Source organism: Pelagibius marinus, from assembly GCF_014925385.1.
Classification (GTDB): domain Bacteria; phylum Pseudomonadota; class Alphaproteobacteria; order Kiloniellales; family Kiloniellaceae; genus Pelagibius; species Pelagibius marinus.
In genome coordinates, this window is sequence record NZ_JACSDK010000002.1 from 1 (window position 1) to 21,225 (window position 21,225).

A 21,225-nucleotide genomic window follows, 5' to 3' on the forward strand; every position below is an offset into this window, starting at 1 on the left:
CCCTCAACTGGGGGGGGGGGGGGTCTTTCCCCCCCCCGCGGGGGGGGGGGGGGCCCCCCCCCCCCCCCCGCCGTTTTCTTTGGCGTCTCGCTTGGCGTCTTTCTGGGCGCCGTCGCCGGCCGGCTCCGGCAGCAGGCCTTCGGGCCGGAAGCGCAGCACCAGCTGCAGCATGAGGCCGATGAGGAACATGCGGAGGTACTTGGCCTGGATCGCCATCTCGGTGGGCAGCCGGTCGGTCAGGATCTCCGACATCGACCAGATGATCCAGACCACGGCGGCGCCCAGGACGGCGCCGCGGTTGTTCCCCGAGCCGCCGAGGATCAGCATGATCCAGATGAGGAAGGTGGCGATCATGGGATCGATCGCGCCGGGCGTTATGGCGCGGTTGAAATGGGCGAAGAGCGCGCCGCCCAGGCCCATGAGGCAGGCGCCGAGGACGAAGGCCTCCAGGCGGCGGCGGGCGACGTCCTTGCCCAGGGCGGCGGCCGCCGTCTCGTTGTCGCGGACGGCGCGCATCATGCGGCCCCAGGGCGCGCGGCGCTGGCGCTCCACCAGCAGATAGGCGCCGCCCAGGCAGGCCAGCACCAGGCCGAGGTAGGCGAGCTGCGAGAGGGTGTAGTCGAGGTCGCCGAAGGGGCGCGGCAGGCGCGTCAGGCCGCCGGCCGAGTTGGTCAGCCAGTCCTCGGACCTGGCGACCTGGCGGATGATCTCGGCGACGCCGATGGTGGCGATGGCCAGGTAGTCGGAGCGGAAGCGCAGCGTGATCCTGCCGATGGGCCAGGCGATGAGGCCGGCCGCCGCCATGGCCGCCGGCCAGCCGAGGGCGACCGGCAGCTCGAAGCCGCCGAGACGGCCCTCGGCCGCCGGGCCGGTGACGATGGGCGAGGTGGTGGGGCCCACCGCGAAGGAGGCGGGCGCGCCCGCGGTGGACAGGAAGCCGGCGACGCCGGCGTTGAACAGGCCGCTGAAGCCCCACTGCACGTTCAGCCCCAGGGCGAGGATCGCGTAGATGCCGATGAAGATCGCCATGAAGAGCGCGTAGTTCACCAGGCCGAGCCATTCCATCGCGCGTCCTCCTTTCTAGAGAACCTTGCCGCGCAGCAGGCCGCTGGGCCTGGCGCTCAGCATGACCAGCAGCACCGCGAAAGCCACGGCGGACTTGTACTGGGCGGGCAGCAGCAGCACCGAGCATTCCTCGACGATGCCGATCAAGAGGCCGCCCAGCAGGGCGCCCTCGACGCGCCCGACGCCGCCCAGAATGGCGGCGGCGAAGACCGGCAGCAGCATGTGCCAGCCCATCAGCGGCTTGACCTCGGTATTGAGCCCCAGGAAGAAGCCGGCGGCGGCGGTGAGCAGGCCGGCCAGGCCCCAGGTGAGGGCCGTGGTCAGCCGCTTGTCGATGCCGGAAAGGGCGGCGAGGTCGGGGTTGTCCGACATGGCGCGCAGGGCCTTGCCCCAGCGGGTGCGGCCCAGGAAGACCAGCAGGCCGACGACCAGGCCGGCGGTGGCCAGCAGGGTCCAGAGCTCGCGGTCCTTCAGGCGGATGCCGAGATAGCTCTGCGGCCGGTCGATGCCGCTGACGTAGGATTCGGTGTCGACGCCCCAGATCATCTGCACCACCGCGCGCAGCATGAGCGCGACCCCCAGCGACGAGATGACGGTGAGGATGGCGCTGCGCCGGCTCAGGTGCGCGTAGAACAGGTGGTGCAGGGCGATGGCGGTCAGCGCCGCCGCCGCCATGGCAAGCGGCAGCGCCAGCCAGGGGGTCATCCCCGCGCCGACCAGGGCCAGCACCAGGAAGGCGCCGAAGGTCGCCAGGTCGCCGTGTGCCAGGTGGGCGAAGCGCAGCACCCCGAAGACCAGCGTGACGCCGATGGCGCCCAGGGCGTAGATGGCGCCCGCGACGATGCCCGGCACTAGGTAGAAGTTGACGAAGGAGAGCAGGTCCATAGGGAGCGGTGTTTTCCGGATTAGCTGCCGAGGAAGAGGCGGCCGATGTCGGCGTCGGCCAGCAGGTCGCGGCCGCGCCCCTCGGCGCGTTTGCAGCCGGCGGCCAGGACATAGGCGCGGTCGCAGAGAGCCAGCGCCTGCTTGGCGTGCTGTTCGACCAGCAGCACGGCGACGCCGGCGGCGCGGATGTCGCGCACGATCTGGAAGATCTGCGTCTGGTATTTGGGGCTGAGGCCCGCTGTCGGCTCGTCGAGCAGCAGCACCTGCGGGTCGAGCATGAGGGCGCGCCCGAAAGCGACCATCTGGCGTTGCCCGCCGGACAGGCTGCCGGCCGGCTTGTGACGCTTGGCCGTCAGGTCCGGGAAGAGGCCGAAGACCCGCTCCATGGCCGTGGCGAGGCCGTCGCGGCGCAGGAAGGCGCCGATCTCCAGGTTCTCCTGCACCGTCATCTCGGCGAAGACGTTGGCGACCTGCGGCACATAGCCCAGGCCGCGGCGGGCAATACGCGCCGGCGCCCAGCCGGAGATGTCCTCCGCGCCGAGAAAGACCTTGCCGCCCGAAAGACGCGCCAGGCCGAAGACGGTCTTCAGCAGCGTCGACTTGCCGGCGCCGTTGGGGCCGATGATGGCGACGATCTCGCGCGCGCCGACCTGCAGGTCGATGCCGTGCAGGATGTCCACGGGGCCATAGCCGCCGGTGACGCCGGCGGTTCGGAGCAGGGGGGCGGCGCTCACAGGCCGGCCTCCCCCAGATAGGCGTCCAGGACCTGGGGATGGCTGCGGACGGTGGCGAAGTCGCCCTCGACCAGGACCCGCCCCTCGGCGATGCAGATCACCGGGTCGCAGAGCCGCGCCACCGTCTCCATGTCGTGCTCGATGATCAGGAAGGTGAGGCCCAGGCTGCGGTTCAGGCGCTCGATCTTGTCCTCGATCTCGCGCAGCAGGGTGCGGTTCACCCCGGCGGCCGGCTCGTCGAGCAGCACCAGCCGGGCCTCGCTCATCATGGTGCGGCCCAGCTCCAGCAGCTTCTTCTGGCCGCCCGACAGCCGCCCCGCCGGCGTTCCGGCCAGCGGAGCGAGCCCGAGGAAGTCCAGCACCTCGCCCGCGCGCGCGGCGACCGCCGCCTCGCGGGCGCGCACGCGCCGCCCGGCCAGCCAGTTGGCCCAGATCTCTTCGCCGGGCTGCGCCGCCGCCGCGACCATGAGGTTCTCCAGAACCGTCAGGCGGTGGAACTCCTGGGGGATCTGGAAGGTGCGCAGGAGACCGCGCCGGAAGCGCGCGTGCGGCGGCAGGGCGGTGATGTCCTCGCCCAGGAAGGTGACGCTGCCGGCCTCCGGGCGCAGCAGCCCGGCCACCAGGTTGAACAGGGTGGTCTTGCCGGCGCCATTGGGGCCGATCAGCCCGGTGATGGTGCCTTCGGATACGGTGAAGCTGCAGTCGTCGACTGCCGTGAAGCCGCCAAAGCTCCGCCTCAGCCCGGTAAGCGCGAGCATGAATCCTCAAGGGACAAATTGTGCGGCGACGTTGCGCGGCGGAAAGGAGCGGCTGATCAGCCCGCCAAGCGCAGTGGTGTATAGGGCAAGGGGCAAAGCTTGTCCATGCCCCGGCCGCGGCAATTCGTGGGGTTTCTCACCAGGGCGCGGCCGGTCGGCCGGCCCGGGTCAGACGTACTGGACTTTCAGGATTTCGTAGGCCTTGGAGCCGGCGGGGGTCATCACCTCGACGGAATCGCCGACTTCCTTGCCGATCAGGGCGCGCGCCAGCGGCGCGGTGATGGCCAGGCGGCCTTCCTTCACGTCGGCTTCCAGCTCGCCGACCAGCTGGTAGGCGGTCTCGGCGTCGGTGTCCTCGTCGACCAGGGTGACGGTGGCCCCGAATTTCACGGTGTCGCCGTCCAGGCTGGCGACGTCGATCACCTCGGCACGGGCGATCTTGTCCTCCAGCTCGGCGACCCGGCCTTCGATAAAGCTCTGGCGCTCGCGGGCGGCATGGTACTCCGCGTTCTCGGAGAGGTCGCCGTGCTCGCGCGCTTCCGCGATGGCGCGAATCACTTCCGGCCGCGCCGTCGTCTTCAGATAGCGCAGCTCTTCTTCAAGGCGGGTAAATCCGCCCGCCGTCATAGGTACCTTATCGCTCATGGGAGCAAGCCTGATGCTTCCTAAATAACCGAGGGAGTAACTCTGCCCGATAGAACAGGACCCGAAAAGCCGCTGTTCTTAGTACGACCCACTAAAATAAGACTGCAGGGGGGCGACTGCAAGATCGTCCGATTTCAAGGCCTCGATGGCCTTAACGGCGGCGCGGGCTCCTGCAACCGTGGTGCTATAAGGTACAGAATTGGTTAACGCCGTTCGTCTCAGTTCGAAGGAGTCGGCGATGGCTTTGGCATCTTCGGTGGTATTGAACACCAGCTGCACCTGGCCGGACTTCATGGCGTCGACGATGTGCGGCCGGCCTTCCCGGACCTTCTTGATCGACTCCACATCAAGCCCTTGATCTGCAAGATATTTTGCCGTGCCGCCGGTGGCCAGGATCTTGAAGCCCAGGTCGGCGATGGCGCGGGCGACGGGGGTCATGGCGGCCTTGTCGTCGTCCTTCACGGAGATGAAGACCGTGCCGCTCTGCGGCAAGGTGACGCCGGCGCCCAACTGGGCCTTCAGGAAGGCGCGGGCGAAATCGCTGTCCAGGCCCATCACCTCGCCGGTTGAGCGCATCTCCGGGCCCAGCATGACGTCGACGCCGGGGAAGCGGGCGAAGGGGAAGACCGCTTCCTTGACGGCCACATGCCCGCCGCCGTTGCGGGTCAGGTCGAAGTCGGCCAGCTTCTCGCCGGCCATGATCCGGGCGGCGATCTTGGCGATGGGCAGTCCGGTGGCCTTGGCCACGAAGGGCACCGTACGGCTGGCGCGCGGGTTCACCTCCAGGATGTAGATCTCCTCGCCGCGCACCGCGAACTGCACGTTCATCAGGCCGACCACCTTCAGCGCCCGGGCCAGCTGCTCGGTCTGGCGGCCGATCTCCTCGACGATGGCCGGGGCCAGGCTGTAGGGCGGCAGCGAACAAGCCGAATCGCCGGAGTGGATGCCGGCTTCCTCGATATGCTCCATGACGCCGGCGATGAAGACGGCTTCGCCGTCGGCCACCGCGTCGACGTCGACCTCGACCGCCTCGCGCAGGTAGCTGTCGATCAGCACCGGGTTCTTGCCGGAGACCTTCACCGCGGTCTCGATGTAGCGCTCCAGCCGTTCGGGGCTGTGCACGATCTCCATGGCGCGCCCGCCCAGCACGTAGGAGGGGCGGATCAGCACCGGGTAGCCGATCTGCTCGGCCACCGCCAGGGCCTCGGCCTTGGAGGTGGCGGTGCCGTTGGGCGGCTGCTTCAGGTTCAACTGGGCCAGCAGCGCCTGAAAGCGCTTGCGGTCCTCGGCCAGGTCGATGGCGTCCGGCGCCGTGCCCAGGATGGGAATGCCGGCGCGCTCCAGGTCGTTGGCCAGCTTCAGCGGCGTCTGACCGCCGAACTGCACGATGACGCCCTTCAGGCTGCCGCGGCTCTGCTCCTTGCGGGCGATGCCGATCACGTCCTCGGTGGTCAGCGGCTCGAAGTAGAGACGGTCGGAGGTGTCGTAGTCGGTGGACACGGTCTCCGGGTTGCAGTTGACCATGATGGTCTCGTAGCCGGCGTCGCCCAGCGAATAGGCGGCGTGGACGCAGCAGTAGTCGAATTCGATGCCCTGGCCGATGCGGTTCGGCCCGCCGCCCAGGATCATCACCTTGTTGCGCTCGCTGGGATCCGCCTCGCAGTCGGCGGGCAGGGGGCCGTCGGGGCCCAGGTGCCCGGTCTCGTAGGCCGCGTACATGTAAGGCGTGATGGAGGGGAACTCGCCGGCGCAGGTGTCGATGCGCTTGTAGACGGCGCCCACGTCCATGGCCAGGCGGGCCTGGTAGACGGCGCTCTCCTCCTGGCCGCTCAGCTCGCCGAGGCGCGCGTCGGAGAAGCCCATCTGCTTCAGGCGCAGCCAGCCTGCGCGGTCGCGCGGCAGGCCGCTCTTGCGCACCGCCTCCTCGGCTTTGACGATGTCCTGCACCTGGCGCAGGAACCAGGGGTCGAAGTGGGTGGTCTCCAGGATCTCCACCAGGGTCATGCCGTGGCGGAAGGCCTGGGCGATGGTCAGCAGGCGGTCGGGGCGCGGCGCGGCCAGCGCGGTGCGGATGGCGTCGCGGTCGACATTGCCCTCGCCGTCCAGGGCGCCGGGGATCTCCACCTCGTTGAGTCCCGTCAGGCCCGTCTCCATGGAGCGCAGCGCCTTCTGCAGCGACTCGGCGAAGCTGCGGCCGATGGCCATGGCCTCGCCCACCGACTTCATGGAGGTGGTCAGCAGCGGCTCGGCGCCGGGGAACTTCTCGAAGGTGAAGCGCGGCATCTTGGTGACCACGTAGTCGATGGTCGGCTCGAAGGAGGCCGGGGTCACCTTGGTGATGTCGTTGTCCAGCTCGTCCAGGGTATAGCCCACGGCCAGCTTGGCGGCGATCTTGGCGATGGGAAAGCCGGTGGCCTTCGACGCCAGCGCCGAGGAGCGCGAGACGCGCGGGTTCATCTCGATGATGACCAGCTCGCCGTTGTCCGGGTTGATGGCGAACTGCACGTTGGAGCCGCCGGTATCGACACCGATCTCGCGCAGCACCGCGATCGAGGCGTCGCGCAGGATCTGGTATTCCTTGTCGGTCAGCGTCAGCGCCGGGGCCACGGTGACGGAGTCGCCGGTGTGGATGCCCATGGGATCGACGTTCTCGATGGAGCAGATGATGATGCAGTTGTCCGCGCAGTCGCGGACCACCTCCATCTCGTACTCCTTCCAGCCCAGCACCGACTGCTCGATCAGCACCTGCTTGGTCGGCGAGGCGCGCAGGCCGCCCTTGACGATCTCCTCGAACTCATCGGGGTTGTAGGCGATGCCGCCGCCGGTGCCGCCCAGGGTGAAGGAGGGGCGGATGATGGCCGGCAGGCCGACGTCGGGCAGGGCCTCCATGGCCGCCTCGAAGCTGCTGACCAGGTGGGAGCGCGGCGACTTCAGGCCGATCTTGTCCATGGCCTCGCGGAAGCGCTGGCGGTCCTCGGCCTTGTCGATGACGTCACCCTTGGCGCCGATCATCTCGACGCCGAACTTCTCCAGCGTGCCGTCGCGCTCCAGCGCCAGGCCGGTGTTCAGCGCGGTCTGCCCGCCCATGGTGGGCAGCAGGGCGTCGGGGCGCTCGCGCTCGATCACCTTGGCGACCATGGCCGGAGTGATGGGCTCGATGTAGGTGGCGTCGGCCAGGTCCGGGTCGGTCATGATGGTGGCGGGGTTGGAGTTCACCAGGATGACCCGGTAGCCCTCCTCCTTCAGCGCCTTGCAGGCCTGCGCCCCGGAGTAGTCGAACTCGCAGGCCTGGCCGATGACGATGGGCCCGGCCCCGATGATCAGGATCGATTTGATGTCTGTGCGTTTGGGCATGTCAGCTGGCGGCGGCCTTGTGGTCCTCGATCATCGAGACGAAGCGCTCGAAGAGATAGTGGCTGTCCTTGGGGCCCGGGGAGGCCTCGGGGTGGTACTGCACGGAGAACACCGGGCGGCCCTTCACGGCGATGCCCTCGTTGGAGCCGTCGAAGAGCGAGACGTGGCTCTCGACCACGCCTTCCGGCAGGGTCTTGGTGTCGACCATGAAGCCGTGATTCTGGCTGGTGATCTCCACCTTGCCGGTGGCCAGGTCCTTGACCGGGTGGTTGGCGCCGCGGTGGCCGCGCTGCATCTTCGTGGTCTTGGCGCCCAGCGCCAGGGCCAGGATCTGGTGGCCCAGACAAATTCCGAAGACCGGCAGGCCGGTGTCCAGGACGGCGCGCACCGTCGGCACGGCGTAGACGCCGGTCGCCGCCGGGTCGCCGGGGCCGTTGGAGAGGAAGACGCCGTCGGGCTTGTGGCGCAGGATCTCCTCAGGCGCCGCGTCGGCCGGCACCACGGTGACGTCGCAGCCGAGGCTCGCCAGGCAGCGCAGGATGTTGCGCTTGGCGCCGTAATCGACGGCCACCACCTTGTGCTTCGGCGCCGCCTGGGTGCCGTAGCCCCGGCCCAGTTCCCAGCGCGTCTCCGACCAGTCGTAGGTCTGGCGGCAGCTCACCTCGGCGGCCAGGTCCATGCCCTCCAGGCCCGGCCACTCGGCGGCCAGCTTGCGGCAAGCCTCGATGTCGACCTCTCCCTCGGGGAAGTGGACGATGGTGCCGTGCGGCGCGCCGCTGTCGCGGATGCGCCGGGTGATGGCGCGGCTGTCGACGCCGGCCAGGCCGATCAGGTTGTGCGACTTCAGCCAGGCGTCGAAGTGCTGGGCGTTGCGCCAGTTCGACGGCTCGGTGATGTCGTCGCGCAGCACCACGCCGCGCACGGCGGGGGTCAGCGTCTCGATGTCCTCGGCGTTGGTGCCGACGTTGCCGATGTGGGGGAAGGTGAAGGTGATGATCTCGCCGGCGTAGGAGGGATCGGTGGCGATCTCCTGGTAGCCGGTCATGGAGGTGTTGAAGCAGACCTCGCCCACCGAGCGGCCGCTGGCGCCCAGTCCCTTGCCCCAGAACACGCTGCCGTCGGCCAATACGAGGGCGCCGGTCACCCCCGGCGGCACGGAAACGGGCGCAGCGGAAGACGTCCCGTCCGCGGCGGACGGGTTAGGGATCGGAGGTGTGTCGTTCATGAAGCGGATCCTCGACGCAGGCGGCCTGATGTTTAAGGGAAAGGCCCGGCTTGGTCAAGCCTAACCAAAAGTCCATAATCGTTATATTTCAATAGGTTGAGATAGCGTTCCGCGTTTTGCCATTTCGGATGTTTTGAGCTAACCTCCCGCGCCTTGCGAGTCACAGGGAAGACCATAGATGTTGCGCACCCGTCTCAACGACGCTCTGAAAGACGCCATGAAGTCCAAGGAGGTCCGGGCCACCTCGGCCTTGCGGCTGATCCTGGCCGCCCTCAAGGACCGGGATATCGCCGAGCGCAGCAAAGGCAACGGCGACGGCCTGAGCGACGAACAGATCCTGGAGATGCTCCAGAAGATGGTGCGCCAGCGCCAGGATTCCATAGAGATGTACACCAAGGGCGGTCGCGACGACCTGGCCAAGCGCGAGGCCGAGGAGATCGAGGTCATCGAGCGCTTCCTGCCCAAGCAGATGGACGAGAGCGACATGCGCACGGCCATCGAGACGGTGATCGGCGAACTCGGCGCCTCCAGCGTCAAGGACATGGGCCGGGTCATGGGCACCCTGAAGGAGCGCTATCCCGGCCGCATGGACTTCGGCAAGGCCAGCGGCATCGTGAAAGAGGCGCTGGTCTAGGGAGGCAGTCTTATCCCCAGGCCCGCAACGCCCGGCCGCCGGACGATCGGGACGATCGATCCCCGCAATTCATCAGGTTTTCCCGCTGTTTTCCCCAAGTTGTCCTACAATAGTGTCCCCGACTCGGGCGCCGCGCGCGGATGCGCGCCCCGCGGGGCTTTGATAGGTTTGGCGACCCGCCGGCGGAGTCGCAGCGACCGCCCGGCCTCCTGAACGCTCGGCACCATGGCTTTTCCACCGGAATTTCTGGACGAACTGCGCAACCGCATCACCACCTCGGAGGTGGTCGGCAAGCGCGTGAAACTGGTGAAGAAGGGCCGCGAGTTCTCCGGCCTCTGCCCCTTCCACAACGAGAAGACGCCCTCCTTCACCGTCAACGACGACAAGGGCTTCTACCACTGCTTCGGCTGCGGCGCCCACGGCAGCGCCATCGACTTCATCATGAACAGCGAGGGCCTGAGCTTCCCGGAGACGGTGGAGCGCCTGGCGGGCCTGGCCGGCATGGAGGTGCCCCAGGAGCGCCCGGAGGACCGCGAGCGCGCCCAGAAGCGCGCCGGCCTGATCGACGTCATGGAGGCGGCGGCTGCCTGGTTCGAGGAGCAGCTCCAGACCGAGGCGGGCAAGGAGGCGCGCGACTACCTGGAGCGCCGCGGCCTGGCGCCGGAAACCGTGAAGGGCTTCCGCCTGGGCTTTGCGCCGCGCAACCGCGGGGTGCTGGCCAAGGCCCTGCGCGCCCGCGGCATCACCGTCGACCAGTTGCTCGAGGCGGGGCTGGTGAAGCGCGGCGAAGATGGCCCTGAGGACCTGCGCGATTATTTCTTCCACCGGGTGGTCTTCCCGATCACCGACCGGCGCGGCCGGGTCATCGCCTTCGGCGGGCGCACCCTGGGCGAGTCCAAGGCCAAGTACCTCAACTCTCCCGATACGTCGCTGTTTCACAAGGGCCGGGTGCTCTACAACCTGGCCCGCGCGCGCAAGGCCGCCCACGACACCGGCGAGCTGCTGGTGACCGAGGGCTACATGGACGTCATCGCGCTGGCCGAGGGCGGCTTCCCGGCGGCGGTGGCGCCGCTCGGCACCGCCATCACCGAGGAGCAGATCGAGGAGCTGTGGCGCCTGACGCCCGAGCCGACCCTCTGCTTCGACGGCGATACCGCCGGCCAGCGCGCCGCCTTCCGCGCCGCCGCCCGCGCCCTGCCGCTGCTGAAGCCGGGCAAGAGCCTGCTCTTCGCCCTGCTGCCGCCGGGCGAGGACCCGGACAGCCTGCTGCGCGGCCAGGGCCCGGCGGCCCTGCGCGGCCTCTTGGAGACGGCCCAGCCCCTGGCCGACATGATCTGGCGCCAGGCCACCGAGGGCCGGCCCGCCGACACGCCGGAGCGCCGGGCCGCCATCCGCGCCGAGCTGCGCGATCAGGTGCGCACGATCCGCGACCCGGAGTTGCGCGAGGACTATCGTCAGGAGATGGAGCGCCGCTTCGAGCTGGTCTTCGGCTACGCCCCCAAAGGAACCGGGGGCCACGGCCCCAGGGCGGGCGGGCGGCAGGCCGGCGGCCGCTCAGGCTATGGCGGCGGGCGGCGCGGCAGGCCCGGCGGCAAGTGGGGCGGCAGGGGCGGCTGGAACCAACAGTGGGGGCCGCTGGACGAGCCCGGCAAGCGGCGGCGGCCCGGCGATCTGCTGCGCCCGGAGCGGACCGAGCAGCTTCTCCTTGCCACTTTGATTAATCATAACAATTTATTAATCGAGTTTGTCGAGGATCTGGCTGGGATCGACTTCATCAGCAGCGAGCTCAACGCGCTGCGCCAGGCTCTGATCGACTGCATGGCCCGCAATGCGGAACTTGACACCGAAGGTGTGAAATGCCACCTGTCAGAACAGGGGTTTTCGGGGCTTTTGGCTACGCTTTTGGCCTCAGAAGTATATGTTCATGGCAGGTTTGCCCGTCCCGACGCCTCAGCGGAGGTGGCGCGGCAATCTGTTTTGCACATTTTGGGGGTTTTGCGTGACCGCCAATCCGGGGTGCAGCGTGTGGAAGAGGCGCAGGCCCTGGCGGCGGATATGACGGCTGAGCAGTTGAAGCGGGTTCAGGCCCGGCAGAAACTTCGGCTTGAAGATGATGGCCGCAAGGTGGATCTGGACCGATTTGAGGCGATGCTTCAAACGACCGTGGACAAAGCAGACTCTTGAGCAAGGTGCGCCGTCGGGCGCGGAGGGTCGATCTTGGGCGGATCGATGCTTCGGCGCTGTCGGGGCGCTTCCAAGAAGGCATTTTGAGGTAGTTGGCTGAATGGCGACCAAGGCAAAAGAAAGCGCTGAATCGACGGAATCGCGCGAGGAGTCCTCTGACGGGCCGCTGATGGACTCCATGTCCGCCGCGGTCAAGAAGATGATCGCGAAGGCGAAGGAACGCGGTTACGTCACCTATGACGAGTTGAACGCCGTTCTGCCGCCGGACCAGATGTCCTCCGAACAGATCGAAGACACCATGTCCCTCCTGTCGGAGATGGGCATCACCGTCATCGAGAGCGAGGAGCAGGACGACTCCTCCGGCGACGAGGAGGCCAAGGACGGCGAAAAGACCGTCACCGGCAACCTGAACGACGACGACATCGGCCGCACCGACGACCCGGTGCGCATGTACCTGCGCGAGATGGGCTCGGTGGAGCTGCTGTCGCGCGAGGGCGAGATCGCCATCGCCAAGCGCATCGAGGCCGGCCGCGAGAAGATGATCGGCGGCATCTGCGAAAGCCCGCTGACCATCCGCGCCCTGCTGGCCTGGCGCGAGGCCCTGATCGAGGGCCGCATCCTGCTGCGCGACATCATCGACCTGGACGCCACCTACGGCGGCGGGCCCTCCGAGGATGCCATGAACCAGGCGGTCGAGGAGATCGCCGAGATGGAGGACGTGCCCGAGCCCAAGGAAGAGGCCAAGGGCAAGGACGCCAAGGGGAAGGGCAAGGACACCAAGGAAGACGCCAAGGACGCCTCGAAGGGTAAGGGCGGCAAGGCCGCCAAGGCCGAAGAGGATGCCGCGGCCAAGTCCAAGGGCAAGAAGGCCAAGGGCGAGGAAGAGGAGTCCGGAGAAGAGGGCGAGAAGACCGAGGGCGAAGGCGACGACGACGACGACGACGAGGAAGAGAACTCCATTTCCCTCGCCGCCATGGAAGCCGCCCTGCTGCCGCAGGTGCTCGACACCTTCGACGAGATCTCCAAGACCTGGAAGAAGATCACCAAGGTTCAGGAAAAGCGCCTGACCCACCTGCAGCGGGGCGAGAAGATCACGCCGCAGACCGAGAAGCGCTACGAGAAGCTGCAGCATGAGCTGGTCGAGCTCATGGAGGTCGTGCACTTCAACAACAACCGCCTCGAGCAACTGGTCGACCAGCTCTACGGCCTCAACCGCCGCCTGGTCGGATTCGAGGGCAAGATGCTGCGCATGGCCGAGCGCTGCGGCGTCGATCGCCAGGACTTCCTGGACCACTATTTCACGCGCGAGCTCGATCCGCGCTGGGTCAGCCGCGTGAAGCGCCTGACCGGCAAGGGCTGGTCCAAGTTCGCCGAGCGCTATGGCGACGACGTGAAGGCCATCCGCAAGGAGGTCGCCGAGATCGCCGCGGAGAGCGAGCTGCCGATCAGCGAGTTCCGCCGTATCGTCAAGACGGTGCAGACCGGCGAGAAGGAAGCGAGCAAGGCCAAGACCGAGATGGTCGAGGCCAACCTGCGTCTCGTCATCTCCATCGCCAAGAAGTACACCAACCGCGGCCTGCAGTTCCTGGACCTGATCCAGGAAGGCAACATCGGCCTGATGAAGGCGGTCGACAAGTTCGAGTACCGCCGCGGCTACAAGTTCTCGACCTATGCCACCTGGTGGATCCGCCAGGCGATCACCCGCTCGATCGCCGACCAGGCCCGCACCATCCGTATCCCGGTGCACATGATAGAGACCATCAACAAGCTGGTGCGCACCAGCCGCCAGATGCTGCACGAGATCGGCCGCGAGCCGACCCCGGAGGAACTGGCCGAGCGTCTCGTCATGCCGCTGGAAAAGGTGCGCAAGGTCCTCAAGATCGCCAAGGAGCCGATCTCCCTGGAAACCCCGATCGGCGACGAAGAGGACAGCCATCTCGGCGACTTCATCGAGGACAAGAACGCGGTTATCCCCCTGGACGCGGCCATCCAGTCCAACCTGCGCGAGACCACCACGCGGGTGCTGGCCAGCCTGACGCCGCGCGAGGAGCGCGTGCTGCGCATGCGCTTCGGCATCGGCATGAACACCGACCACACCCTGGAGGAAGTCGGCCAGCAGTTCTCGGTCACCCGCGAACGTATCCGCCAGATCGAGGCCAAGGCCTTGCGCAAGCTGAAGCACCCCTCGCGCTCGCGCAAGCTGCGCTCCTTCCTCGACACCTGAGGCGGGACAGCGCCGAGCAAGACGCCGAACAAGACGCCGAACAAGACGCCGAACAAGACAAGGGGCCGCTCTCCGGAGCGGCCCTTTTTCGTTGCGCGCCGCGACGGCCGCGTTAGCCTCTCCGCTCATGGAAATCGTCTTTCTCGGCACCGGCTGTCCGGTGGTCTCGACCGAACGCTACGGGCCCGCGCAGCTCGTCCTGGGGCAGGGCGCCAAGGTGCTGGTCGACTGCGGCTCCGGCGTGACGCAACGCCTGCTCGCCGCCGGCGCGCCCGGGCGCGATCTCGATGCCCTGCTGCTCACCCATCTGCATTCCGATCACCTGGTCGATCTCTACCAGCTCATCGTCTCCTCCTGGCACCAGGGCCGCGACCGGCCGCTGCCGATCTACGGGCCGCCGGGCACGCGGCGCTACGTCGAGGGGCTCATGGCGCTGTGGGAGCCGGAGCTCAGCCTGCGCATCGCCCACGAGAAACGCCCCTCCATCGAGGCGCTGAAGATCGCCGTGACGGAGATCGCCGCTGGGCAGAGTTTGTCGCTCGGCGGCCTCGCCGTGCAGGTGGTGGAAGTCGACCACCAGCCGGTGCGCCATGCCTTCGGCTTCGTCTTCGAGGAAAAGGGGGAGCGGCTGGTGCTCTCCGGCGACACCCGGCGCTGCGCCGCGCTCGTCGCCGCGGCCCGGGGCGCCGACCTGCTGGTCCACGAGGTCTTCATCCATCGCGAGATGCCGGTGATCCCCGGCGTGCGCTCGGCGGAGACCGTGGCCAGCGTGGCGAGCTACCACACGCTTTCCGACGAGGTCGGCAAGATCGCGGCGGAGGCCGGGGTGAAGGCTTTGGCGCTCACCCACTTCGTGCCGCCGGCCTGCGACCGGGCGGCGCTGCTGGCGGAAGTGGCCGCCGACTTCGGCGGAGCGCTGATCCTGGCCGAGGACCTGCTGCGGATCGACCTGACGGCGCGGCGCGTCGCCTACGGTTCCGCAGTGCTGGCGCTGGGCGGCGGCGATGTCACAGCGGTGTCACGCTGATCGCCACCTTGTTGCCATGATCGCTGCCTAGATGCACTTGCGCCGGGCCGGAGACGGCCCTTGGAAAGGCAGCAAGAGGTACTTGACCAATGTTATGCAATCAAACGGCGCAGCGCCGCGGCGGGCGCCGGCTGGGACTTTTTGCCGCCGCGCTCGCGGCCTTCACCATGGCCGCGGCGCCGGTGGCGCCGGCCTGGGCCGATCCGCCGCCCTGGGCGCCTGCCCACGGCTACCGCGCCAAGCACAAGAACAAGCACTATCGCTATTCGGACTACCGGGCGCCCTTCGACATCGGCCTCGGCCGCTGCAACCGTGAAACCCTGGGCGCCTTGCTGGGCGGTGCGGCCGGCGCCGCCGCGGGCACGCAGATCGGCTCGGGCAGCGGCAAGACCGCCGCCATCATCGGCGGCGCGGTCGTCGGTTTCCTGGTCGGCGGCAGCCTCGGCCGCTCCATGGACCGGGTCGACCAGTACTGCGTCGGCCAGGCTCTGGAGCACGCGCCCGACGGCTCCGACATCACCTGGGTCGGCGCCGATCAGACGCGCTACCAGGTCGAGCCGCTGCGCACATTCCAGACCGCCGGCGCCTACTGCCGCGAGTACAGCACCACCGCCGTGATCGGCGGGCGCAGCAGGGAAACCTACGGCACCGCCTGCCGTCAGCCCGACGGCGCTTGGAAACTCCAGAACTGATCGATCGCTTGTGCTTCCGGCCCGGCGCGCCAACGCGGCGCCGGGCCGGTGATGCCGGCAAGGCGCGAGGTATGCTAGCCCGTCGGCGCGGCCAGCAGGTCGATGCGCACGCGGGTGATGCCGTCCTCCAGGAAGTCTAGTTCCCTGGCGGCGGCGCGGGACAGGTCGATGATGCGCGGTTTCACGTAGGGGCCGCGGTCGTTGATCCGCACGATCACCGAGCGCCCGTTGGCGAGGTTGGTGACGCGCACGCGGCTGCCGAACGGCAGGCTTCGGTGCGCCGCGGTGAGGGCGGCCATGTCGAAGCGCTTGCCGCTGGCGGTGCGCCGGCCGTGAAAGCCCGGCCCGTACCAGGAGGCGAGGCCGACGTAGCTCTCGACGACGGTTTCCCCCGTGGCGTCGCCGCGCGGATCATGATCCGGCGCGGGCAGCGCCGCCAGATCGGTTGCGGGCTTCCGCGCCGGGCGGATTTCACTGTCGTGGGAGTCGGCAGGCGAGGCGCAGCCTGCCGCCAGCAGCAGGCTCAGCAGCGCGGCGGTCGCCGTCGCGCCGTGGTGCCGGATGCGTGGTGACAGGTGCCGCGCTGAGTGAGGCCTTGCCACCCTTCCTTTACTTCCACCAGGGATCGCCGAGGTCGATGGTGTCCTCGTCGGTCAGGGCGCCAGTCAGGCCGCCGGCGCCGGCGCCGATCAGGGCACCCTCCACGATCCCGAGGCCGGTGACGGCGCCGACCGCGGTGCCGGCTGCCGCGCCGATGCCGGCGCCGCTGGGGCCGCGGTCGCCGGTGGTGCTGCCGCAGGCGGAGAGGCCCAGGGCGGCGGCGAGAAGAAGGGCTGGCGTGAAAGTTGATAAACGAATCATTTATATCTCCCTGCCTCAATGGACTGGAACGTGCGTGGGCAGGCATATAGGAAGCGTCAGCTTGTTGTTGCTATGTCAAAACTGTGCCCTTAAAAGCTTCGGGGGCTCACTTTCTTGGGCAAGGGCGTAGACTCTATCGCCAAGCCCCGGCGACAACTGGAGCGATACCTCAACGCACCGGTTGTAGACTTTGATCTGGTCTTGTTTGTTGTTCCGGTTTTGTATTCGCTCGGGGCGCGGGAAGCCGGAAAAGAGATAGCGGCGCTCAGGCGGCAAGGCGCCGCCGGGGTACAAGGGGAGGTTCCGTTTCTTGGGTTGTAGGATCGGTGGTTTGTCGTTCCTTGCGGGTGGTCGGGCGTTCTCGCTGGGCCTGCTGCTGCTGCTCGGCGCCTGCGCGGCGCCCCAGTCCGGCGCGTCCGGTGCCGGGGAAAGCGCGGCGGTGACCCCGCGCGCCCAGATCCCCAGGCCGCTGACGACGCAGCAGGTGGCGCGCCCGGAGGCGCAGCGGCTGACCGAGGTGACGCCGGCCGGCCTCACGGCCTTGCCGCCGCCGCCCGCGCCGGCCCGCCCGCGCCCGGCCATCGTCAGGGCCAAGCGTCCCCTGCAGTGCGTGCCCTACGCGCGCGAGCTCTCCAAGATCGCCCTGCGCGGCAATGCCTGGACCTGGTGGCAGAAGGCCGAAGGCCGCTACGAGCGTGGCTCGGCGCCGCGCGTCGGCTCGGTGCTGGTGCTCAGCAAGACGCGCCGCCTGCGCCTTGGCCATCTGGCCGTGGTGGCCGAGGTGGTGAACAGCCGCGAGATCATCGTGCACCAGGCCAACTGGCTGAACCGCGGCCAGATCCACCGCTACACGCCGGTGCGCGACATCTCCAAGAACAACGACTGGTCGGTGGTGCGCGTCTGGTACACGCCGGGCCAGCAGATGGGCTCGGGCCACTACCCCGCCTACGGCTTCATATACCCGGAGACCGGCGAGACGCCGGAGCTGCGCCAGGCCGCCAACTAGGCCGCCGGGCCTGCCTGCCGCCGCCGGTACGACCGGGGGAATTTCCCCACCCCAATTCGCTTGATCTGACCGCCTCCGGCGGCACAATGGCGGCCAGGCAATTTGGGGGCCCGTAGTTCAGCGGTCAGAACCCGCCGCTCATAACGGCGTTGTCGCAGGTTCGAATCCTGCCGGGCCCACCACCCCCTTCAGCGCCCACCACCCCTTCAGCGCCCACCACCCCTTCAACAAGGTCATCCGGTGCCCGGCAGCATGGCGCTCAGCTCCGCGCGGCGGTGGATGCCCAGCTTGGCGTAGATGCGCTTGCGGTGGGTCTTCACGGTGTTGAGGCTGATGCCCAGGGTCTGGGCGACCTCGCCTTCGTCGCGGCTGACCACCAGGGTGCGCGCGACGCGCCATTCGCTGCGCGTCAGGCCCAGCGCGCGGCCCCAGTTGCGGGTGGTCTTGGGGCGCAGGGTGACGTCCGGGTCGCGGATGGTGACCAGGGCGGTGGCGGCGACGCCGGTGTTCCAGTAGCTCTCGAATTCGAAGGGCGTGACCTCCACCAGGTAGGGGCGGCTGCCGGAGGGGCGCTCCACGGCGATGACCGCGGCCTCGCGGGGCATCTCCGTGCTGCCTTCTCCCAGGTGGGCCTGCAGGGCCTGGCGCAGCAGCTGCTGGCCGCGCGGTGCCTCGATGATGAGGCGCTGGTTGCGGATGCTCACGCCGTCGGCCAGCACCGAGATGGCTTCGGCCAGGGCGTTCATGCGCACCACCCGGCCGTTGCGGTCGACCAGGAAGGCGGCGCGGCCGATCTGCTCCAGGGCGTCGAAGGCGGCGTCCATGGTCGCGCCCATCTGGGTGATGTGGCGCTCCACCTTGAGGGCCCGGACGATGTGGTTGCTGAGGGACTCGAAGCGTTCCAGCTCGGTCTCGTTCAGCGGCTGCCCCGAGGCGCTGCGGTTGACCTCGAAGGTCAGCTGCAGCTTCGCATCGAAGCGCGCGGAAAAACGGGTGAGGTGGAAGGAGTCGGCGCGGCGCGCGAAGTCCTGGTAGTACTCGCTGCGCACGAACTCCTTGGGGTCGCAGACCGCGTGCAGCTGCATGACCGTCGGCGCGCAGGCCAGCTGCATCTGCGGACGGAAGGGGTCCAGGCGGTGGTAATGCTTGAAGTAGAGCTCGGCCAGATCGCTCAGATCGGCGGACATATGGACCGCCACGGGCTCCGGGTTCACCTCGGAGGGTGACTGGCGGATCTGGGACAGGTCGCTGCGCTCCAGGGCCAGCCAGGCAAAAGACGCATCGAAGGCCTCGGCGATGGCGCGCAGCGTCGGCTGCCAGCCGACCTCCCCGGTGGAGGCGCGGTAGACCTGGTCGACGAGTTTATCGAAGGCTTGGCGGTCGAGGACCATGGGTCACCCGCCTTCCCCGCCGGCCGCGGGGGCCGCCAAGGCGGCATGCGCGGTGGTGGGAGAGACCCCCGATAGGGCGAGGATGCCGACGCCAAGGGTCGCCACGGCCGCTTTCGCGGTCGGCGCCCAGCATGGCGGCAACTTCGCCTCTATCGACTTCGTAAGTCTCAACCCTTTGATCTCCCGGCACCAATCTTGGGTCGAGAGAAGGGGGGCAGCGTCACCCTCAAGGGTGATAATCGTTACGGCTTTTCAACCTTTCCTAAGCAGACGGCGCAGTGCGTCTGCTTAAGCGGTTCCTCGCTGCTATGCCGGGGTGAGGCTGGCGGGCGACTTGGGCCACTCCAAGTAACCCCTTTCCAGAAAAGCGCGGTTTTCCGACTAACTGCGGGTCCCCTTCGCTCGTTCGCCAGGGCCGATATTCATGCCTTGGCTACCAATAATTGTAGAAAGGGCGACCGACGACCACAACGCGATTCTCAATAAAGATCGCACTTTTCCACAATAATTGAGTCAGAATTCCCATTAGAAATTGTTACGATTTAGGGCGATTCAGCCTATTAGGCCAAAGTAGCCGGGCTTTACGCCCTAATAGGTTATTATGCCCGGTTTTATCAGCCTATATGGCCAAGTTGTCCTATCTGTCAGTCCAGTGAATAATTCATGTGAGTCGGTATGCTCGGTTCTTTGCTCTTCCAGTAGTTTCAACTACCATATTATTTTTGGTGAGTTCTTTAATTAGCCAGTCGGTTCCTTGAGCAGTCAAATTGAGCCTCTGGTTAATAAAACGGGCGGTCATGACCGGATAAGTCAGGAACAACGTGATCAGCCGCGGCAGGCGCGAATTGGGGCGGTGCCCCTTCAGCAGCCTGGCGGCCCGGGCCCGGCCCTGGGTCATGGTCTCCAGGCTCTCCTGGCCGGCCGCGGCGGCGGCCTCCACGGCCCGGCAGAACAGCGCAATCCAGCTGCCCAGGGTCGCCCGGTCGTCCAGATCGCGGCTGACCGTGGCCAGGCCGGCGGCCTGCAGCCCGGCCACAGGGCAGGCCGTCAGCCCCTTGGTCTTTCCCCAGTGCCACAGCAGGGTGGAGGAGAGCAGCAGGCCGATTTCGTCGTTGTGGGAGGCCAGGGGGGCGATGCGGCGCCACACCCTGAGCGCGATGGCCGCGGCGGGGAGGGGCGGGGTGGAGCGCAGCTCCTCAACCACGCCCAGCCAGCGCGCCACGCGCTGGCGCCGGGCCTCGGGCGCCGCGGTTTCGCCGTCGGCGGTGCCGGCGGTGGCCAGGGCGCTGGCCAGCCGGATCTCAAGCTCCAGGATTCCGTCGACGGTCAGCACCTTCGCCGGCCCGGCCCGGCTGATATGCCGGCGCAGCGACAGCAGGGCCTTGCCCACGAACCAGGCCGCGGTCTGCTTGCGCGGCGTCAGGCCGGCGTCGGCCATGACTAGGTCCTCCAGGGCGATCGGGGTGCCGCGCAGCGACGCCAGGGCCGCGGCCTCGGTGAAGTCGGCACGGCAGATCCAGTAGGGCCGCAGCGCGTGGGTCGCCAGGTCGTGCTCCAGGCAGGCCAAGCGGTTCTCGGCTTGGCTCCAGGCCTCGGCGAAGTCCTCCCACGGCAGGGCGACGCGGTAGCCGGGCGTGCGCTCCTCGTGAGCCGGGCCCCGGTCTTGCGTCAGGGTCCCCAACGGCGCGTACCAGCCGTGCTCGGCGCGGGGCGTCTGCAGGTCCATGGCTTTGGTCGGTGCGGGCATGACGGTCTCCTTCTTGGTCGTCAGGTCCATCCTGGTGATCGGCTCTTCTCTGCCGCCCTAGGCGTCGATCGAACGCCACAGGGCGAAGGGGCTGCCCGGCGCCTCGCGCGCCCGCCAGTCGTAGGGCAGGGCGCGCCACGGCAGGACGGGGCCCCGCCGGTTGTCGAGCGCGTAGGCGCCGCGTTCGGTGTGGGCCAGCAGCACCGCGTGGCCCTGGCCGGTCTCGGCGGTGCAGGTCGCCAGCGTCAGGGCGCCGCGCGGCCAGCCGAATTCACGGGTCAGGATGATCAGCTTGCGGATGGCGAAGTCTTCGCAGTCGCCGGTCAGCGAGGCGGGCTGCCAGAGGTCCTCGGCTTCGCGCTGGAAGCGGACCTTGCCGTTCACTTCCCGCTGCACCTGGACCAGTTCGGCCTCGCGCAGCTTGGTGGAGGGCACCCGGCAGGGCTTGATCGCGCCCGGATGCAGCGCCGGAAAGCGGGCGACCAGACGCAGCCAGGCGGTAGGCGCGGCCACGAAGTCACCCCCGGCGATCGCCGTCGACGGCGGCAGCGGGCGGGGCAGCGCGATGAGCTTTGCCGAAGCCCTGCCCGGCAGGGCGCCGAGCGCCAGCCCGGCGGCGCCGGCCGCCATAAATCCACGTCTCGAAAGCATCGGTCTCCCTCCTCAACTTTCTGCTGACGGGCGGCGGGGCTTGGCTTTTGGGGTCGTTTGCGCGGACCTCTTTTGGTCGCCGCGTCCCGCCGCTGGGGAGAGCCGCCCTTCTTGGGGGCTGCGCCTTCTTCCGGCCTCTGTC

The 21,225-nt window shown here is 68.2% G+C and carries 18 protein-coding genes and 1 tRNA gene; 7 read left to right on the top strand and 12 right to left on the bottom strand.

What is annotated here, in order from left to right; translation table 11 throughout:
- Window positions 1-3 precede the first annotated feature (3 nt).
- The 7 genes from H7X47_RS05115 to carA form a co-directional block, all read right to left on the bottom strand.
- Entirely contained in the window at window positions 4-1,065 is a 1,062-nt protein-coding gene (locus H7X47_RS05115; protein ID WP_193367580.1) for a branched-chain amino acid ABC transporter permease, read from the bottom strand.
- A gap of 15 nt (window positions 1,066-1,080) precedes the next feature.
- Window positions 1,081-1,950, bottom strand: coding sequence for a branched-chain amino acid ABC transporter permease (locus H7X47_RS05120; protein ID WP_193367581.1), 870 nt, complete (start codon window positions 1,948-1,950; stop codon window positions 1,081-1,083).
- 20 nt (window positions 1,951-1,970) lie between these two features.
- On the bottom strand, window positions 1,971-2,684 hold the full coding sequence (locus tag H7X47_RS05125; RefSeq protein ID WP_319633541.1) for an ABC transporter ATP-binding protein: 714 nt from the start codon (window positions 2,682-2,684) through the stop codon (window positions 1,971-1,973).
- A complete protein-coding gene (locus H7X47_RS05130; protein ID WP_193367582.1) occupies window positions 2,681-3,442 on the bottom strand; it encodes an ABC transporter ATP-binding protein in 762 nt (253 codons plus the stop codon). Before H7X47_RS05130 ends, H7X47_RS05125 begins: the two co-directional genes overlap by 4 nt.
- A gap of 168 nt (window positions 3,443-3,610) precedes the next feature.
- Window positions 3,611-4,087, bottom strand: a complete 477-nt coding sequence (gene greA / locus H7X47_RS05135; RefSeq protein WP_193367583.1) for a transcription elongation factor GreA — start codon at window positions 4,085-4,087, stop codon at window positions 3,611-3,613.
- A gap of 78 nt (window positions 4,088-4,165) precedes the next feature.
- Window positions 4,166-7,441 (bottom strand): carbamoyl-phosphate synthase large subunit, encoded by a 3,276-nt coding sequence (gene carB, locus H7X47_RS05140; RefSeq protein ID WP_193367584.1) that lies wholly within the window; start codon window positions 7,439-7,441, stop codon window positions 4,166-4,168.
- Between the two features lies 1 nt (window position 7,442).
- A complete protein-coding gene (gene carA, locus H7X47_RS05145) occupies window positions 7,443-8,666 on the bottom strand; it encodes a glutamine-hydrolyzing carbamoyl-phosphate synthase small subunit (protein WP_193367585.1) in 1,224 nt (407 codons plus the stop codon).
- Window positions 8,667-8,844: 178 nt separating this feature from the next.
- Here carA and H7X47_RS05150 point away from each other — a divergent pair, with 178 nt between their 5' ends.
- The 5 genes from H7X47_RS05150 to H7X47_RS05170 all read left to right on the top strand — a co-directional run bounded on the left by H7X47_RS05150 (window position 8,845) and on the right by H7X47_RS05170 (window position 15,427).
- Window positions 8,845-9,300, top strand: a complete 456-nt coding sequence (locus H7X47_RS05150) for a GatB/YqeY domain-containing protein (RefSeq protein WP_193367586.1) — start codon at window positions 8,845-8,847, stop codon at window positions 9,298-9,300.
- A 225-nt stretch (window positions 9,301-9,525) separates the two neighbouring features.
- A complete protein-coding gene (dnaG, locus tag H7X47_RS05155) occupies window positions 9,526-11,484 on the top strand; it encodes a DNA primase (protein ID WP_193367587.1) in 1,959 nt (652 codons plus the stop codon).
- 100 nt (window positions 11,485-11,584) lie between these two features.
- Window positions 11,585-13,708 carry an RNA polymerase sigma factor RpoD gene (rpoD, locus tag H7X47_RS05160; protein ID WP_193367588.1) on the top strand — a complete coding sequence of 708 codons (2,124 nt, stop codon included), beginning with the start codon at window positions 11,585-11,587 and terminating at the stop codon, window positions 13,706-13,708.
- 127 nt (window positions 13,709-13,835) lie between these two features.
- Window positions 13,836-14,735, top strand: a complete 900-nt coding sequence (locus H7X47_RS05165; protein ID WP_193367589.1) for an MBL fold metallo-hydrolase — start codon at window positions 13,836-13,838, stop codon at window positions 14,733-14,735.
- Window positions 14,736-14,824: 89 nt separating this feature from the next.
- Complete coding sequence (locus H7X47_RS05170; RefSeq protein ID WP_227010228.1) at window positions 14,825-15,427, top strand: RT0821/Lpp0805 family surface protein; 603 nt, start codon at window positions 14,825-14,827, stop codon at window positions 15,425-15,427.
- Between the two features lie 74 nt (window positions 15,428-15,501).
- On the opposite strand, the gene H7X47_RS05175 is transcribed toward H7X47_RS05170, so the two are convergent.
- Together H7X47_RS05175 and H7X47_RS05180 are read right to left on the bottom strand one after the other, a co-directional pair.
- On the bottom strand, window positions 15,502-16,029 hold the full coding sequence (locus tag H7X47_RS05175) for a septal ring lytic transglycosylase RlpA family protein (protein ID WP_193367590.1): 528 nt from the start codon (window positions 16,027-16,029) through the stop codon (window positions 15,502-15,504).
- Window positions 16,030-16,036: 7 nt separating this feature from the next.
- Window positions 16,037-16,288, bottom strand: coding sequence for a YMGG-like glycine zipper-containing protein (locus H7X47_RS05180; RefSeq protein WP_193367591.1), 252 nt, complete (start codon window positions 16,286-16,288; stop codon window positions 16,037-16,039).
- A 331-nt stretch (window positions 16,289-16,619) separates the two neighbouring features.
- Between H7X47_RS05180 and H7X47_RS05185 the strand changes: the two genes are divergently transcribed.
- Both H7X47_RS05185 and H7X47_RS05190 read left to right on the top strand, forming a co-directional pair.
- Entirely contained in the window at window positions 16,620-17,294 is a 675-nt protein-coding gene (locus tag H7X47_RS05185; RefSeq protein WP_227010229.1) for a CHAP domain-containing protein, read from the top strand.
- Between the two features lie 106 nt (window positions 17,295-17,400).
- Window positions 17,401-17,476 (top strand) — tRNA-Ile (locus H7X47_RS05190).
- A gap of 51 nt (window positions 17,477-17,527) precedes the next feature.
- On the opposite strand, the gene H7X47_RS05195 is transcribed toward H7X47_RS05190, so the two are convergent.
- The 3 genes from H7X47_RS05195 to H7X47_RS05205 form a co-directional block, all read right to left on the bottom strand.
- Window positions 17,528-18,685 (bottom strand): helix-turn-helix transcriptional regulator, encoded by a 1,158-nt coding sequence (locus tag H7X47_RS05195; protein ID WP_193367592.1) that lies wholly within the window; start codon window positions 18,683-18,685, stop codon window positions 17,528-17,530.
- Between the two features lie 661 nt (window positions 18,686-19,346).
- The gene (locus H7X47_RS05200) at window positions 19,347-20,462 is read right to left on the bottom strand and encodes a helix-turn-helix domain-containing protein (RefSeq protein ID WP_193367593.1); all 1,116 of its coding nucleotides are present in this window, start codon (window positions 20,460-20,462) and stop codon (window positions 19,347-19,349) included.
- Between the two features lie 27 nt (window positions 20,463-20,489).
- Entirely contained in the window at window positions 20,490-21,083 is a 594-nt protein-coding gene (locus H7X47_RS05205) for a transglutaminase-like cysteine peptidase (RefSeq protein ID WP_193367594.1), read from the bottom strand.
- Window positions 21,084-21,225: the final 142 nt, after the last annotated feature.